This is a genomic window from Planomonospora algeriensis (assembly GCF_977012225.1).
Map to the genome: position 1 here is coordinate 13,321 of NZ_CDRNDK010000034.1, position 15,662 is coordinate 28,982.

Consider the following 15,662-nt stretch of genomic DNA (forward strand, 5'->3'; position numbering starts at 1 on the left):
GCCGGGCTTCCACACTGTAGGTGCCTGGTGAAATTCCTCAACGAGACGATTCCGGACCACGACCTGACCTACAGCGACGTGTTCATGGTCCCGGCGCGCTCCTCGGTCGGCTCGCGGCTCGCCGTCGACCTGTCCACCTCCGACGGGACCGGCACCACGATCCCCGTCGTCGTCGCCAACATGACGGCGGTCGCCGGGCGCCGCATGGCCGAGACCGTCGCCCGGCGCGGCGGCATCACCGTGATCCCGCAGGACATCCCGATCGACGTGGTCGCCGAGGTCGTCGACTGGGTCAAGCGGCGCGACCTGGTCCACGACACCCCCCTCACCCTCACCCCGCACGACACCGTCGGCGCGGCGCTCAGCCTGCTGCCCAAGCGTGCCCACGGCGCGGTCGTGATCGTCGACGACGGGAACCGCCCGATCGGCGTGGTCACCGAGGCCGACTGCCAGGGCGTCGACATGTACGCCCAGCTCTCCCAGGTCATGTCCGACCACCTGCTCGCCCTGCCCGCGGGGCTCGACCCGCGCGAGGCGTTCGACCGCCTCCACGACGGCCGCCACCGGCTCGCCCCGGTCGTCGACGGCGACGGGCGCCTGGTCGGCATCCTGACCAGGACCGGCGCGCTGCGCGCCACCCTCTACCGGCCCGCCGTCGACGCCTCGGGCCGGCTGCGGATCGCCGCCGCCGTGGGGGTCAACGGAGACGTGGCCGCCAAGGCCAAGGAACTGCTGGAGGCGGGGATCGACTGCCTGGTGGTGGACACCGCGCACGGCCACCAGGAGAAGATGATCGGCGCCCTCCGGTCGGTCCGCGCGCTCGGCCCCGGCGTGCCGGTCGTCGCGGGCAACGTCGTCACCGCCGGCGGCGTGCGCGACCTGGTCGAGGCGGGCGCCGACATCGTCAAGGTCGGCGTCGGGCCGGGCGCCATGTGCACCACCCGGATGATGACCGGCGTCGGCCGCCCGCAGTTCTCCGCCGTCCTGGAGTGCGCCGCCGAGGCCCGCCGCCTGGGCCGCCACGTCTGGGCCGACGGCGGCGTCCGCCACCCCCGCGACGTCGCGCTGGCCCTGGCGGCCGGGGCGGCCAACGTGATGATCGGCTCCTGGTTCGCCGGCACCTACGAGTCGCCCGGGGACGCCCGCACCGACGCCGACGGCCGCCGGTACAAGGAGAACTACGGCATGGCCTCGGCCCGTGCGGTGAAACTCCGCACCGCCGAGGACTCCCCCTTCGACCGGGCCCGCAAGGCACTGTTCGAGGAGGGCATCTCCACCTCCCGGATGTACCTCGACCCGCTCCGGCCCAGCGTGGAGGACCAGATCGACGCCATCGTGGCGGGCCTGCGCTCCTCCTGCACCTACGCCGGGGCCTCCACCCTGGAGGAGTTCCACGAGCGCGCGGTGGTCGGCGTGCAGAGCTCGTCGGGATACACCGAGGGGATGCCGCTCCACCAGAGCTGGTGAGCCGCCGTCCCGGGCGGTTTCCGCCCGGGACGCGCATTCCCCGGCGCATCATGGGTAGCCGCTTCTCCCGAGCCACAACCACTCGGAAAGGCGACAGGACCATGACACAGTTGCACATGGGCGTCGAGGCGCCGGTCGTCGTCGACCGCAGGACTCTGGTCGGCTACGACAACTACGCGGCCGCGCAGCGGACCGTGGACGCGCTCTCGGACGCCGGATTCCCCGTGGAGAACGTCGCGATCGTCGGCAGCGACCTGCGCATGGAGGAGACCGTCACCGGCCGGATGACCAACGGCCGGGCCGCCCTCGCCGGTGCGGGCAGCGGCCTGGTCTTCGGACTCGTGGTCGGGGCGTTCCTCGGCCTGTTCACCTCGACCACGCTCTCCTTCTTCGTGCTGGTGCTCTGGGCGGGCCTGTGGGGCGCCCTGATGGGGGCCGCGTTCGGGTTCCTCAACCACTTCTTCACCGGCGGCAAGCGCGACTTCGCCTCGCGCAGCGCCATCGTCGCGGGCCGCTACGACGTGCTGGTCGCGGCCTCGCACGTCGACCACGCCCGCGCCGTCCTGGACGGCGGCGCGCGCCCGGCCGACACCGTGGTGGTCGAGCCTCCGGCCTCCGCGGGCGTCTACGACCCCGCGGCCCGGCGGCCGATCGCCCCGGAGCAGCGCCGGCCCTGAGAAAGCCGGACGCCGACTCATGCCGGACCACGGCGCATCCTGCCTCGGCGCTCCGGGCCCCCGGCCCGCCGACCGCGCGAAGAGCCACCCGCCACCCTGCACCCCGTGCCGGGTGGCTCTTTCTTCCACCCGGTACGACTTCTGTCACCCCGGCCCTGACCACGTGTAGCGATCATCGCTGCGCCGTGCGTAGTCTTCTCCCTGCGGACACGCGTCTCCCTCCACCGTGTCGACCCCTACGCTTCCCCTTTTCCGCGACAACGACGAGGAGCTGTCGTGTCAGACGCGACGTCAGAGATCCGCATGCGTGCCCTGGAGCTCGGGGTGGCCGAGCTCCGCGTGGAGGCCCACGAGCACCGGGTGACCACCGCGGCCATCTTCGAGGTCCTCAAGGACCTGCGCACGATCACGGGTGAGCTCAAGACCACGACCGAAGAGCTCAAGGTCACGACCGAGGAGCTCCGCAGGGGCCAGGAGGAGCTCCGGGCCACCACCGAAGAGCTCCGCAAGGGCCAGGACGAGCTCCGCCAGGAGATGCGGGCCGGATACGCCGAGCTCCGCGAGGAGATCGTCACGGTCAAGCGCTCCGTCGGCAACCTCGAGCTCTCCATGAAGCGCGTCGAGGGCGACGTGGCCGAGCTCAAGGCCGGTCACATGGAACTGCGGAACCTGTTCGCCGACATGGTCCGGTAACCGTCCCGCGCCATCCGAGAACAGCCGGCAGGCCGTCGTCTCCGCTCATGGACGACGGCTTTCCGGCGTCTCACCGAGCACCTCCGGGCTCTCCCGGGGAGAATCTCACCGCTCCGGAACGCGGTCAGGCCGACTCGCGGACGACCAGGTCGGTGGGGAGGATGACCGGGTCCGCCGGGCCGCCCGAGGCCAGGCCGAGCAGGAGGCGGACCATGGCGGTGGCCTGCTCGACGACGGGCTGGCGGACCGTCGTCAGGGGCGGTTCGGTGTAGCGGGCCGCCTCGATGTCGTCGAAGCCCACCACCGCGACGTCGTCCGGCACCCTGCGGCCGGCCTGGCGCAGCGCCTGCAGCGCGCCGATCGCCATCAGGTCGTTGGCGACGAAGACCGCGTCGAGCGCGGGGTCGTCCTCCAGGAGCTGGCGCATCGCCACCGCGCCGGACTCCCGGGTGAAGTCGCCGACCGCGACGATCGAGCGGCGGTCGGAGCCCTGCATGACGTTCCGGTAGCCGGCCAGGCGGTCCTGGCCGCCGATCATGTCCTGCGGGCCGGCGACCGTGGCGATCCGGCGGCGGCCGCTCTCGATCAGGTGGCGCACGGCCGTCGCCGCGCCGCCCACGTTGTCGTTGTCGACGTACGGCAGGTCCACGGGCACGGCGGGCCGGCCGTACGAGACGACGGGCACGCGCATGCGGGTGATCGCGGCGGGCAGCGGGTCGGCACCGTGCATCGAGATGATCATGACACCGTCCACGTGGCCCCCGGCGATGTAACGCTCCACGCGGGCGTGGCTGCGGGCCGATCCCGTCAGCATCAGGACGACCTGCTTGTCGGCCGCCTCCAGTTCCGCGCTGGCCGTGCGGATCACGGTGGAGAACATCGGGTCGTCGGAGAAGACCCGGGTGGGCGACTCCGAGACGACCAGGGCGATGGAGTCGGTGCGCTGGTTGACGAGGGTACGGGCCGCCGCGTTGGGGACGTAGCCGAGCTCCTCGACCGCCCGCATCACCACGTCGCGGATGCCCGGGGCGACGGTGGGCTGGCCGTTGACCACGCGGGAGACGGTGGCCCGCGACACTCCCGCGCGGGCGGCGACCGCCTCCAGGGTGGGGCGCTTCATCTTGGCCTCCGACTGGGCCTCCGGCTCGGATCTTCGGTCGCCACGACGATAACCCATCGCGGGCCCGCCGGGGCCGGGGCGCCGGACCTGCCGGCCGGCTCGGCGCCCCGGTCCCGGTTCATCCCTTGACGCTGCCCGCGAGCAGGCCGCGGACGAAGTAGCGCTGCATGGACAGGAAGACGATCAGCGGGATGACGAGTGAGACGAAGGCTCCGGCCGTCAGCCGCTGCCACTCGTTGCCGCGGGTCCCGGCCATCTGCGCCAGCCGTACGGTCATCGGGGCGCTTTCGGGCGTGCCCCCCGCGAAGATCAGCGCCACCAGCAGGTCGTTCCAGACCCAGAGGAACTGGAAGATGCCGAAGGTGGCCAGCGCCGGTGCGACCAGCGGGAGGACCACCCTCCGGAAGATCTTGCCGTGGGTGGCGCCGTCCACCCGTGCCGCCTCGATCAGCTCGCCCGGCAGCTCCGACATGAAGTTGTGCAGCAGGAAGACGCCGAGCGGCAGGGCGAAGCAGGTGTGCGCGAACCACACCTGCGCGAAGCGGGCAGGTCCCTCCAGCTCCCAGGCCGGCATGAGCTGCAGGCCGAAGACCTCCACGCCCTCGGAGAAGAACGACAGCAGCGGGACCAGCGCCATCTGCATCGGCACGACCTGCAGCGCGAAGATGCCGATGTAGATCCAGTTCCGCCCGCGGAACGGCACCCAGGCCAGTGCGTACGCCGCGAAGGCGGCGAAGGCCAGCGGGAAGAGCACCGACGGGATCGTGATCACGATCGAGTTGATCAGGAAGCTGGCCATCTTCCCGGAGGACGAGGAGGTGCCGAACAGCACCTCCTGGTAGTTCTCCAGGGTGAGCTGCGGGTCGGAGAAGAACGACCACCAGCCGGTGGTCTTGATCTGGTCCTCCGGCCGCAGCGACGACAGGAACAGGCCGAAGGTGGGTGTGGTCCACAGCACCGCGATGACGATCGCCACGGCGCTGGCGACCCGGCCGCTCAGCCGCTTCCTGACCCGCCCGGTGGCCTGCTCGGCACCGGGCCGTACCGCCGTGACGGCGGGCGAGACGGATGTCATCGGACGGCCTCCCTGCGCTGGCGGATCTGGTAGACGACGATGGGGGTGACCAGGACGAACAGGAAGACGGCCAGCGCCGCGCCCTTGCCCGTCTCGCCGTACCGGAACGCCTGGTTGTACATCTCGTTGGCGATGACGCTGGTGTCGAACTGGCCGCCGGTCATGGTCCGGACGATGTCGAAGAGCTTGAGCGTGCCGATCGACTGGGTGACCAGCACCACGAGCACGGCCGAGCGGATGCTCGGCAGCGTCACCCGGAAGAACATCTGGACCGGGGAGGCCCCGTCGAGCTTGGCCGCCTCGACGATCTCGGCGGGGATGCCCTTGATGGCCGCGGAGAGCACCACGGTGGCGAACCCGGCCTGGATCCACACCATGACCACGATGAGGAAGAGCGTGTTGAGCGGCGGCTCCAGCAGCCACTGCTGGGGCGTGCCGCCGAAGGCCACCACGATCTGGTTGAGCAGGCCGATCTGGTCGCTCTCCTCTGGCCGGTAGGCGTAGACGAACTTCCAGATGATGCCGGCGCCGACGAAGGAGATGGCCATCGGAAGGAAGACCAGCGACTTGGCGACGGACTCGAAGCGGCTCCGGTCGACCAGGACCGCGTAGAGCAGGCCGACGGTCGTCACCAGGAGGGGGACGAGGGCGACCCAGATGAGCGTGTTGCGGAGCACCGTGACCGCTTCGGGCTGGGTGAACATCCAGATGTAGTTGTCGAGCCCCACCCAGGAGGCGCCGTCGCCGCTCATGAACGACAGCAGGGTGGTGCGCACCGCGGGCACGACCAGGCCGATCGCGAGCAGCAGGAGCGCCGGGGCGAGCAGGATGACGATGTGCAGCCGCGCCTTCTGCCGCATGGGGGCGCGGTCGAGCAGGAGCAGCAGGAGCGCGACCACCGCGCAGAAGGCGACCACGCCGTACAACAGCTGCAGGAGCTTCGGCTGCTCCGCGGCGAAGTCGAAGTCCAGGTTCATCGAGGGAACTCCCGGAAGGATCGGGCCGATACGGGAGCGTCCGGCTCCGGCGGGGTCGTCGAACCCCGGCGGGAGCCGGACGCCACGGGATGTCCTGGGACTAGGACTTGGGCCAGGAGGTCTCGATGAAGTCGAGGACCGTCTTGGTGTCCTTGCCGTTGATCCAGTCGGTCATGCCCTTCCAGAAGGTGCCCGCGCCGACCGCGGCCGGCATGAGGTCGGAGCCGTCGAACCGGAAGATCGTGTTCGGGTCCTGGAGCATCTCGATGGAGAGCTTGTCGATCGGGTTCTGCGCGTTGGCGATGTCGACGCCCTTGTTGGCCGAGACGTACGTGCCCAGCTTCATCCGGGCGTTGGCGTAGTCACCGGTGGCCAGGTAGGCCTGGACGGCCTGGACCTCGGGCCGGTCGGCGAAGGCGCCGACGAACTCGCCCGCGCCGAGCACCGGCTTCTTGGCCGGGTCGTTGCCGGGCAGGTAGAAGGCGAAGACGTCGCCGTCCTCGGCCACCTTGGTGCCCTCGGGCCAGAAGTTGGCGTAGAAGGAGGCCTGGCGGTGCAGCGCGCACTTGCCCTCGGTGATGGGCACGCCGCCCTCCTGGAAGGCGGTGCTGGCGATGCTCTTGACCGGGCCGTAGCCGCCGTTGACGAACTTCTCGTCCTTCAGGATCGCGCCGACCTTGTCGACCGCGGCGACGATCTTGGGGTCGTTGAAGGGGATCTTGTGGGCGACCCAGTCGTCGTAGCCCTCGGGACCGAGCTCGCGCAGGAGGATGTCCTCGATCCAGTCGGTGGCCGGCCAGCCGGTGGCCTCACCGGACTCGATGCCGGCGCACCACGGCTTGACGCCGGTGCCCGCGATCGTGTTGGTGAGGGTCATGAGCTCGTCCCAGGTCGTGGGGACGGTCCAGCCCTTCTCCTTGAACATGCCCGGCGAGTACCACACGAAGGACTTCACGCTGGCGCCCAGCGGGGCGGCGTAGAAGGTGCCGTCGATCGTGCCGTACTTGACCCAGTCGGCCGACCAGTTCTGCTCGGCCAGCTTCTTCACCTCGGCCGGGGCGGGCTTGAGCTTGCCGGCCTTGACGAAGCGCTCCAGCAGGCCGGGCTGCGGGAAGAAGGCCAGGTCCGGCGGGTTGCCGCCGTCGGCGCGGACCTGGATCTGCGCCTCGAACTCGCCCGTTCCCTCGTAGCTGATCTTTATCCCGGTGCACTTCTCGAACGGCACCCAGGTCTGCTGGAACAGGTCCGCCTCGGTGTCCCGGATCGGGGAGTAGATCGAGACCTTCTTGCCGTCGTGCTTTCCGAACTGCTCGAACGGGGCGCACTCGGCGGACGTGCTGCTACCGCCGCCCGCCGCCGGGGTCGAGGGCTCGGAAGAGCCGCAACCGGTGGCGACCAGCGCCAGGCCCGCGGTACCCGCGACGAGGGCGGCGCGTGCAGGCCGAGAGAGGAGCGACATGGACCCTTCCTCCATTACTTTGCCGGGCCGGCTCCGGCCGGCGGGACCGGCTGGACCGCCTCGCGACAGGCGCGTGGGGTCACCGCGTTACCGGTCCGCCGTGGTGGCCGGATGGCTCAAACCAATGTGAGAGCGCTCTCTGTAGCCTTGTCGCCCAGCAACGCGATGTCAATGACCGTGATCCTACGGTTACGCATTTGAGAAATCTGGGTGTCATTCAGGGCATTCGGGTTACATGTTTGTTGTGAGAGCGCTCTCCAGTATCAGGGAGGGCGGAGACCGCCCGGTCTCCGCCCTCCCGTCCCCCGGGGGCGTACGGCTCGCCGTACGCCCCGGGGGACCGACTCGATATGTCTGCCGGATCAGTTCGTGGAGAAGGTGAACCAGTTGAGGTTGACGAACTCCGCGGGCTGGCCACTGCTGAAGGTTATGTACACCGTGTGGGTGCCCGTGACCCCCGAGATGTTCGCCGCGATCGTCCGCCAGCTCTGCCAGCCGCCGGTGTTGCCCACCGCGAAGTCGCCGACCGGCGCCGCCGTGGGGCTGTCCAGGCGGACCTGGACCAGGCCGCTCACCCCCGCGTCCGCCCCGGAGGCCACCCGGGCCTTGAACTGGCCCGCCGCCTGGGAGCCGAAGCGGACGCCGTCGAAGCGCAGCCAGTCGCCGTTGGAGACGAACCCGACGTTCTTGCCGCCGCCGGTGTCGGAGGTGTCCTCCAGGGCCGTGCCCGACTGGGCCTGGTAGCTCTCCGCCTGGATGGTGGAGCGGGCGTCGACCCCGCCCGCCGTGGAGGTCGGGGTGGGCGTCGGAGTGGCCGTCGGAGTCTTCGTGGGGCTCGGCGTCGGGGTCGGCGTCGGGCTCTTGGTGGGCGTGGGACTGGCGGTGGGCGTCGCCGTGGGGCTCGGGCCGGAGCCGCCCCCCGCCTCGGTCCCGCTGCCCGCCGGGCCGCGCCAGGCCATCGCCCGGGCCGGTACGGCGAGCGTCTGCCCGTCGGAGAACCGGACGGTGACGGCGCCGCCGGAGGCGTTGTAGGCCACGTAGGTCCTGCCCGCCGAGTTGCCCAGCACCGCGTACGTCGGCACGCTCGCGGTGACCGAGTGGTCGGGGGTGCCCCAGGCGTTCAGCGCGGAGATCCAGTGGTAGGCGTGGGCCCGCGAGTCACCGTCCTCGGGGGCCGGGTCGGCCCCCAGCCACAGCGACTGGGCGGCGGCGGGGTCGGCCATCGCCAGGAACTGCCAGATGACGTCGCGCCACTCGGTCTCCTGGCCGCCGTTGGAGGCCCGCAGCTCGCTGATGTTCTGCTTGATGTCGGCCTTCCACGCGCCGTTGTAGAGCGAGCCGCCGGTGATCGGGAGCATGTTGATGCCGTGGATCTCCTCGGCGTTCGCCGTCCACCAGGTGGAGTAGCTGCCGCCGGCGCCCCACACCATGCCCGCGGTGCCGTGGTCGAAGCCCGAGGGGAAGACCGCGCCGTCGGCGTCGAACCAGTACTGGCCGATGGTCTCGCGCTCGGTCGTGTACATGTAGATGCCCGCGTCGCGCAGGGCGGTGTCGCCGGTCGCCTGCCCGAACAGGACCGCGGCGGCGTTGAACATCATCGACTCCGACGACGACTCCTGGTTGTTGCCGTGGCCGAATCCCGCGTGCCCGGAGGCCCAGGCGTGCCCGGCGTAGGGGTCGAAGTTGCGCAGGAACGGGAACCGGCTGTCGGAGCGGTCGTAGTTGGCCGCGTCCTTGACCAGCAGCTTCAGCATGCCCCCGTACTGGGAGTCGGAGACCCAGGCCGGGTCGTGCTGGGCCACCATCGCTCCGGCCAGCACGTAGTAGCCGTAGTGGAAGTGGTGGTCGTTGAGCTCCTTGTCAGTGCCATAACCCGCCGGGTAGCCGATCAGCGTCTTCCAGGTGGAGTCGTAGGCGAACAGCCTGCCGGTCTCCCCCGAGTCCGCGGTGAGCCAGTCGGCCAGCCGGGTCTTGACCAGCTTGATCGCCTTGTCCCGGCCGGCGGTGTAGCCGATCTGGTTGGCGACCGGGATGAGCGCCGCGATCCGCCACAGGGCCTTGCCGGTCCAGTAGGTGTCGACGGCGCCCTTGTAGGGGTCGGAGGCGTTCAGCTCGGCGTCGATGGCGGCCCGCAGCCTGGCCTTGTCCGCGCCGGGCGCGAGCGGCAGGGCGGGCAGCACGCCGTTGAACTTCGCGCTCGTGGTGAACGACGCGCCCTCGCGCACCCGCATCTCACCGCGCGGCGAGACGTAGCGGTGGGCCGTCATCGCGTCGGAGGAGTTCGCCCACTGGTGGCGGTAGAGCGCGTGCAGGGTGCCGGTCTGGCCGCCCTGCTTGGCGGTGGTGGAGGCGGTGTAGACGGCCTTCATCCGGCCCGCGTCGGCATCGTACGACCAGCTCACCCGGGTGTCGGTGACGAAGGAGTAGGCGTACTTCTGGAACAGTGGGAGCGCTCCCCGAGAGGGCAGGACCGCCACCGAGAAGAAGGCGGCCGGGGCGCTCGCGGAGGCGGTGCCGGTCAGCGACCAGCTGGTCCCCGAGGGGGCGAACAGGCCGTAGTCGCGGCCGTTCACCGTCACTCCCAGTACGTTGCCGCTGTTCTGCCAGACGCTGGCCGAGCCGGTGAACTCCACCAGCGCGTTGCCGCCCGAGGCCTCGGCGTAGACGTACGGCGAGCCGTGCGCGATCGTGGTCCGCAGCGTGCGGGTCCCGTCGCTCCAGCGCGGTGCCACGCTCCAGTCGCCCCAGCCGTCCACCTCGGTCCTGGCGGCGTTGAGGCCGGAGACGCCCACGTTGAGGTCGCTCGCGTGGACGAACTCGTACATCCTCCCGTCGGAGGTGATGTTCGGCTTGTCCGGGTAGCCGACGCTGATGCCCTTGGCGTTCGCGTGGAACGAGAGCGGGTGGGCGTACATGTTCTCGGAGTAGGGGTTGCCCGCGTAGCGCTGGAAGACGAGCGAGGACCACCAGTCGTTCGTCGGCACGGCGCGGCCGGCCATCCGGGCGGTGACCTTGGGGGTGACGGCGGCGCCGTCGGAGTTGGAGGGGCCGGCGGCGCCGGCCGGGGCGGGCGGAGGCGTAGCCGCCCGCGCCGACCGCCACGGCGGCGGCCGGGGAGGCCAGGACGACCGGGGTGACCACGGCCGTGGCCAGGACGGCCACCGCGGCGACTACTCGGCGTAAGGGGGATGGGAAGCCCATGGATACCTCCTCGGGTATCGGGCTGCCGGCGCCGCAGAACGGGCCGCCGGGGTGAACAAGAACAAGAGAGCGCTCTCTGACGGAGGACCGTAGCCCTGAGTGAACGCCAAGTCAACGACTTCTCACACTCTCCTCTGTCCAGGATGCGGATCATCCGCCTTGACAGGCCCGTCACACACCCACGATGCTGTGTGAGAGCGCTCTCTGCCGTTCGGGGCGAGGCGGGGTTGACGGCGAGGCGAAAGGGGCGGTGAGACATGACCCTGTCCATGGGGATGTCGGCGGGAGTCGCGGAGGAGACCGGGGGAACCGGCGGCCTGACGTTCCCGCAGGGTTTCCTCTGGGGGACGGCGACCGCCTCCTACCAGATCGAGGGCGCCGCGAACGAGGACGGCCGCGGACCGTCCATCTGGGACACCTTCTCCCGGACGCCCGGCAAGGTCGTCGGCGGCCACACCGGTGACGTCGCGTGCGACCACTACCACCGCTACCGCGACGACGTGGCGATGATGGCCGACCTCGGCGTCCAGGCCTACCGCTTCTCCATCGCCTGGCCCCGGATCCAGCCGGACGGCTCCGGCCCGGTCAACCCCCGCGGCCTGGACTTCTACGAGCGGCTGGTCGACGAGCTGCGCGGCCGCGGCATCACGCCCATCGTGACCCTCTACCACTGGGACCTGCCGCAGAGCCTGGAGGACCGGGGCGGCTGGACCAACCGGGAGACCGCCGAGCGCTTCGCCGAGTACGCCGCCGTCATGTACGGCAGGCTCGGCGACCGGGTCGACACCTGGACCACGCTCAACGAGCCGTGGTGCTCGTCCTTCCTCGGCTACGGCGCGGGCGTCCACGCCCCCGGCCGCACGAACCCGGCCGACGCCTACGCCGCCGTCCACCACCTGCTGCTGGGACACGGCCTGGCGGTGGCCGAGCTGCGCGCCGCGGGGGCCCGGCAGGTCGGCATCACCCTCAACCTGGCTCCCATCTCGGGCTCCGACCCCGAGGCCGTCGCGCACATCGACGGCCTGCAGAACCGGATCTTCCTCGACCCGGTCCTGCGCGGGGAGTACCCCGCCGACGTCGTGGAACGCGCCCGCCGGTTCACCGACTGGTCCTTCGTCCGCGACGGCGACCTCGACATCATCGGCGCGCCGATCGACCTGCTGGGCGTCAACTACTACAGCCCCACCACCGTGGAGCTGCGCGCCGGCCGGCAGGCCAACCCGGTCCACCCGGGCAGCGAGGGCATCGCGTTCGTCCAGGGCGAGGAGGAGAAGACGGCGATGGGCTGGTCGGTCAAGCCGTCCGGCCTGACCGAGCTGCTGCTCCGGCTCAACCGCGACTACCCGGGCACGCCGCTGATCATCACCGAGAACGGCGCCGCCTTCGACGACGTGCTCGACGGCGGCCGGGTCGCCGACGAACGGCGGATCGCCTTCCTCGACGGCCACTTCCGCGCCGCGCACGCCGCGATCGAGGCCGGCGCCGATCTGCGCGGTTACCTGGTCTGGTCGCTGATGGACAACTTCGAGTGGGCCGAGGGCTACGCCAAGCGCTTCGGGCTGGTCTACGTCGACTACGCCTCGCAGCGCCGGGTGCCCAAGGACAGCGCCCTGTGGTACCGCGAGGTCATCCGGCGCAACGGAGTCCAGGCGTGACCCGGTGACCGCCCGGCCGACGCTGGAGAAGGTGGCGGCCAGGGCGGGAGTCTCCCGCGCCACCGTCTCCCGTGTGGTCAACGGCTCGACGCACGTCAATCCGGAGATCCGCGCGACGGTGATGCGCGCCGTGGAGGAGCTGGGCTACGTCCCCAACCTCGCGGCGCGCAGCCTGGTGACCCGGCGGGCCGACTCCGTCGCGCTGGTCTTCTCCGAGCCGCCCACCCGGGTCTTCTCCGACGACCCCATGTTCGCCAGCATCATCCGCGGCGTCAGCCAGGAGACGGAGGCCGCGGACAAGCACCTCGTGCTCATGCTCGCCGGCTCGCCGCGCGGCCAGGAGCGGGTCGAGCGCTACACCACGGCCAGGCACGTGGACGGCGTGATCGTCGCCTCGATGCACGGGGCCGACCCGCTGCCCTCCGCGCTGGCCCGCCGGGGCGTGCCCGTGGTGTGCAGCGGACGGCCCCTGCACGCCGGGGTACAGGGCGCGCTGCCCTGCGTGGACACGGAGAACGTCGGCGGCGCCGAGCAGGCGGTGCGGCATCTGGTGGCGGCGGGCCGCCGCCGGATCGCCACGATCGCCGGGCCGCAGGACATGGTCGCCGGGATCGACCGGCTCACCGGCTACCGCAACGTGCTGCGCGACTCCGACCGGCGCTCCATCGTCGCGGTGGGCGACTTCACCCGGGAGTCGGGCGTCGCGGCCATGCGCCAGCTGCTGCGGGACGATCCCGGGCTCGACGCGGTGTTCGCCGCCAGCGACATGATGGCGTTCGGCGCCCTGCAGGTGCTGCGGCAGGCCGGGCGCCGCGTGCCGGAGGACGTGGCCGTGGTCGGCTTCGACGACGTGCCCGCCGCCTCCTACGCCGAGCCGCCGCTCACCACGGTCCGCCAGCCCCTCCACGAGATGGGCCGGGAGCTGGCCCGGCTCGTCCTCGCGCTCGCCTCGGGGCAGGACGTGGACGCTCCGGTGATCCTGCCCACAGAGCTGGTCGTCCGCGACTCCGCCTGACGGACCGGCCGGAGGGTCCGCGGACCCTCCGGCCGTCGTCCGCGCCCGCCCGGCAGGCCGTACGGCGGACGGGGACCCACCGGGAGTCCTCTCGCCGGCCGTCACCCGTGCCCTTCGCCCACCCCCGGGCCCCGGACCCCGTAGAGTCGTTCGGCCGGTCGGGCATCGGCCGGCACGCACCAGATCAAGGAGAAACCACGTGGCACTGCAGAAGCCGGAGATCGACTTCCCCGAGGGCGAGGCGCCCAAGGAGCTGCAGATCGTCGACGTCGTCGAGGGAGACGGCCCGGAGGCCAAGCCCGGCCACCAGGTCAGCGTGCACTACGTCGGTGTCGCCTTCTCCACCGGCGAGGAGTTCGACGCCTCCTGGAACCGGGGCGAGACCTTCGAGTTCTCGCTCGGCGCGGGACAGGTCATCGCGGGCTGGGACCAGGGCGTCGCGGGCATGAAGGTCGGCGGCCGCCGCCGTCTCACCATCCCGCCGCACCTGGGTTACGGCAACCGGGGCGCGGGCAGCCGCATCAAGCCCGGCGAGACCCTCATCTTCGTCGTGGACCTGCTCGGGGTCCGCTGAGGCGATCGGTGGGCCGCTCCCCGCGGGGAGCGGCCCACCGCGTCTCCGGGGGTCTCCGGGGGTCTCCGGCGGAGACGCCCTGCCGGAGACGCTCTGCCGGAATGTCGCCCCCGCCTCATAGGCTGTGGGTGTGCTGTTGATCGATCTCGCGCGCACCTCCGCGGCCGTGGCCGCCGACTCCGCCCGGCTGGTGAAGATCCGCCATCTCGCGGAGCTCCTCGGCCGGGTCGGCCCGGAGGAGGCGGAGATCGCCATCGCCTACCTCTCCGGCGAACTGCCCCAGCGGCAGATCGGCGTCGGCCTGGCGGGCCTGCGGGACCTCCCGGAGCCCCGGCTCGCCGCCACCGCGACCCTGCTGCAGGTCGACGCCCTCCTGGCCCGAGTCAAGGCGCGGACCGGCCCCGGCTCCCAGGCCGCCCGCAAGGCGCTGTTGGCCGAGCTGTTCGCCGCGCTCACCGGCCCCGAGCAGACCTTCCTGTCCCGGCTCATCCGCGGTGAGCTGCGTCAGGGCGCGCTCGACGGAGTGATGATCGAGGCCGTCGCCAGGGCGTCGGGGACGCCGGCCGCCGAGGTGCGGCGGGCGCTTATGCTGCGCGGCTGGCTGCCGGCCGTGGGCGCGGCGGCGCTGTCCGGCGGGGTCGAGGCGCTGCGCTCCTTCAGGCTGGAGGTGGGCCGCCCGGTCTCGCCGATGCTCGCGCAGAGCTCCCTCTCCGTCGCCGCGGCACTGGAGCGGGTTGGCGGGCGGGCCGCGATCGAGTGGAAGCTCGACGGCGTGCGGATCCAGGCCCACCGGTCCGGCGACGCCGTGTCCGTCTTCACCCGCACCCTGGACGACATCACCGCCCAGGTGCCCGAGCTGGTCGAGGCGGTCGGCGCCCTGCCCGCCGCCGACCTCGTCCTGGACGGCGAGGTCATCGCGCTGCGGCCGGACGGCCGTCCGGAGCCCTTCCAGGTCACCTCCGGCCGGGTGGCCAGCCGGACCGACGTGGCCGGGGTCCGCCGGTCGACCCCGCTCAGCGTGTTCTTCTTCGACGCGCTGCGGGTGGAGGGGGCCGACCTCCTCGACCTGCCCGACGAGGCGCGCCACCTGGAGCTCGCCCGGGCCGTGCCCGCGGAGCTGATCACGCCCCGGCTGGTCACCGGTGACGCCGCCGAGGGCGAGGCGTTCTTCAAGGAGGCCCTCAGGCGGGGGCACGAGGGCGTGGTGGTGAAATCACCGCAGAGCCCCTACGCCGCCGGCCGCCGCGGGGCGGGCTGGGTCAAGGTGAAGCCCCGTCACACGCTGGACCTGGTCGTCCTGGCCGCCGAGTGGGGCAGCGGCCGCCGGGAGGGCCGTCTGTCCAACCTCCATCTGGGCGCCCGCGATCCGGCCGGCGGCGGTTTCGTCATGCTCGGCAAGACCTTCAAGGGCCTGACCGACGAGCTGCTCGCCTGGCAGACCGAGCGCTTCCTGGCGCTCGCCGACGGGCCCTCCGACGGCTGGACCGTCGTGGTCCGGCCCGAGCTCGTCGTCGAGATCGCCTTCGACGGGGTCCAGCGCTCCAGCCGCTATCCCGGCGGCCTGGCCCTGCGCTTCGCCCGGGTCGTCCGCTACCGCCCGGACAAGACCCCGGAGCAGGCCGACACCGTGGACACGGTCCGCGCGCTGATGCTCTGAGGCCCGCCCCGGTGTGCCAGGGCGGGCCTCAGAGCATCGGCGGCCGCCCCGATCCTGCGGACGGACGCGACGGGGCGCGTCCGCGCCCGCCG

At 71.7% G+C, this 15,662-nt stretch carries 12 protein-coding genes; 7 read left to right on the forward strand and 5 right to left on the reverse strand.

All coding sequences use genetic code 11. From position 1 onward, the window contains the following. Positions 1–27 precede the first annotated feature (27 nt). From ACWJ6R_RS06395 to ACWJ6R_RS06405, 3 genes are all read left to right on the forward strand, one after another. Positions 28–1,467, forward strand: coding sequence for a GuaB1 family IMP dehydrogenase-related protein (locus ACWJ6R_RS06395; protein WP_449061298.1), 1,440 nt, complete (start codon positions 28–30; stop codon positions 1,465–1,467). Positions 1,468–1,568: 101 nt separating this feature from the next. Further along, complete coding sequence (locus tag ACWJ6R_RS06400) at positions 1,569–2,144, forward strand: general stress protein (RefSeq protein WP_449061299.1); 576 nt, start codon at positions 1,569–1,571, stop codon at positions 2,142–2,144. A gap of 276 nt (positions 2,145–2,420) precedes the next feature. Next, on the forward strand, positions 2,421–2,837 hold the full coding sequence (locus tag ACWJ6R_RS06405; RefSeq protein ID WP_449061300.1) for a hypothetical protein: 417 nt from the start codon (positions 2,421–2,423) through the stop codon (positions 2,835–2,837). Positions 2,838–2,961: 124 nt separating this feature from the next. On the opposite strand, the gene ACWJ6R_RS06410 is transcribed toward ACWJ6R_RS06405, so the two are convergent. The 5 genes from ACWJ6R_RS06410 to ACWJ6R_RS06430 form a co-directional block, all read right to left on the reverse strand. After that, a complete protein-coding gene (locus ACWJ6R_RS06410) occupies positions 2,962–3,957 on the reverse strand; it encodes a LacI family DNA-binding transcriptional regulator (protein ID WP_449061301.1) in 996 nt (331 codons plus the stop codon). Positions 3,958–4,075: 118 nt separating this feature from the next. Next, positions 4,076–5,032, reverse strand: coding sequence for a carbohydrate ABC transporter permease (locus tag ACWJ6R_RS06415; protein ID WP_449061302.1), 957 nt, complete (start codon positions 5,030–5,032; stop codon positions 4,076–4,078). Next, entirely contained in the window at positions 5,029–6,003 is a 975-nt protein-coding gene (locus ACWJ6R_RS06420) for a carbohydrate ABC transporter permease (protein WP_449061311.1), read from the reverse strand. Before ACWJ6R_RS06420 ends, ACWJ6R_RS06415 begins: the two co-directional genes overlap by 4 nt. 106 nt (positions 6,004–6,109) lie before the next feature. Beyond that, a complete protein-coding gene (locus ACWJ6R_RS06425) occupies positions 6,110–7,468 on the reverse strand; it encodes an ABC transporter substrate-binding protein (RefSeq protein ID WP_449061303.1) in 1,359 nt (452 codons plus the stop codon). A gap of 362 nt (positions 7,469–7,830) precedes the next feature. Then, positions 7,831–10,467, reverse strand: a complete 2,637-nt coding sequence (locus ACWJ6R_RS06430) for a glycosyl hydrolase (RefSeq protein ID WP_449061304.1) — start codon at positions 10,465–10,467, stop codon at positions 7,831–7,833. A gap of 459 nt (positions 10,468–10,926) precedes the next feature. On the opposite strand from ACWJ6R_RS06430, the gene ACWJ6R_RS06435 reads away from it, so the two are divergent. The 4 genes from ACWJ6R_RS06435 to ACWJ6R_RS06450 all read left to right on the forward strand — a co-directional run bounded on the left by ACWJ6R_RS06435 (position 10,927) and on the right by ACWJ6R_RS06450 (position 15,570). Then, a complete protein-coding gene (locus ACWJ6R_RS06435; RefSeq protein ID WP_449061305.1) occupies positions 10,927–12,324 on the forward strand; it encodes a GH1 family beta-glucosidase in 1,398 nt (465 codons plus the stop codon). A 4-nt stretch (positions 12,325–12,328) separates the two neighbouring features. Then, positions 12,329–13,339: a LacI family DNA-binding transcriptional regulator gene (locus ACWJ6R_RS06440; protein WP_449061306.1), complete on the forward strand. Its 1,011-nt coding sequence runs from the start codon at positions 12,329–12,331 to the stop codon at positions 13,337–13,339. Positions 13,340–13,538: 199 nt separating this feature from the next. Next, the gene (locus ACWJ6R_RS06445) at positions 13,539–13,913 is read left to right on the forward strand and encodes an FKBP-type peptidyl-prolyl cis-trans isomerase (RefSeq protein WP_449061307.1); all 375 of its coding nucleotides are present in this window, start codon (positions 13,539–13,541) and stop codon (positions 13,911–13,913) included. Between the two features lie 130 nt (positions 13,914–14,043). Beyond that, positions 14,044–15,570, forward strand: coding sequence for an ATP-dependent DNA ligase (locus ACWJ6R_RS06450; RefSeq protein ID WP_449061308.1), 1,527 nt, complete (start codon positions 14,044–14,046; stop codon positions 15,568–15,570). The last annotated feature ends 92 nt before the right edge of the window (positions 15,571–15,662 follow it).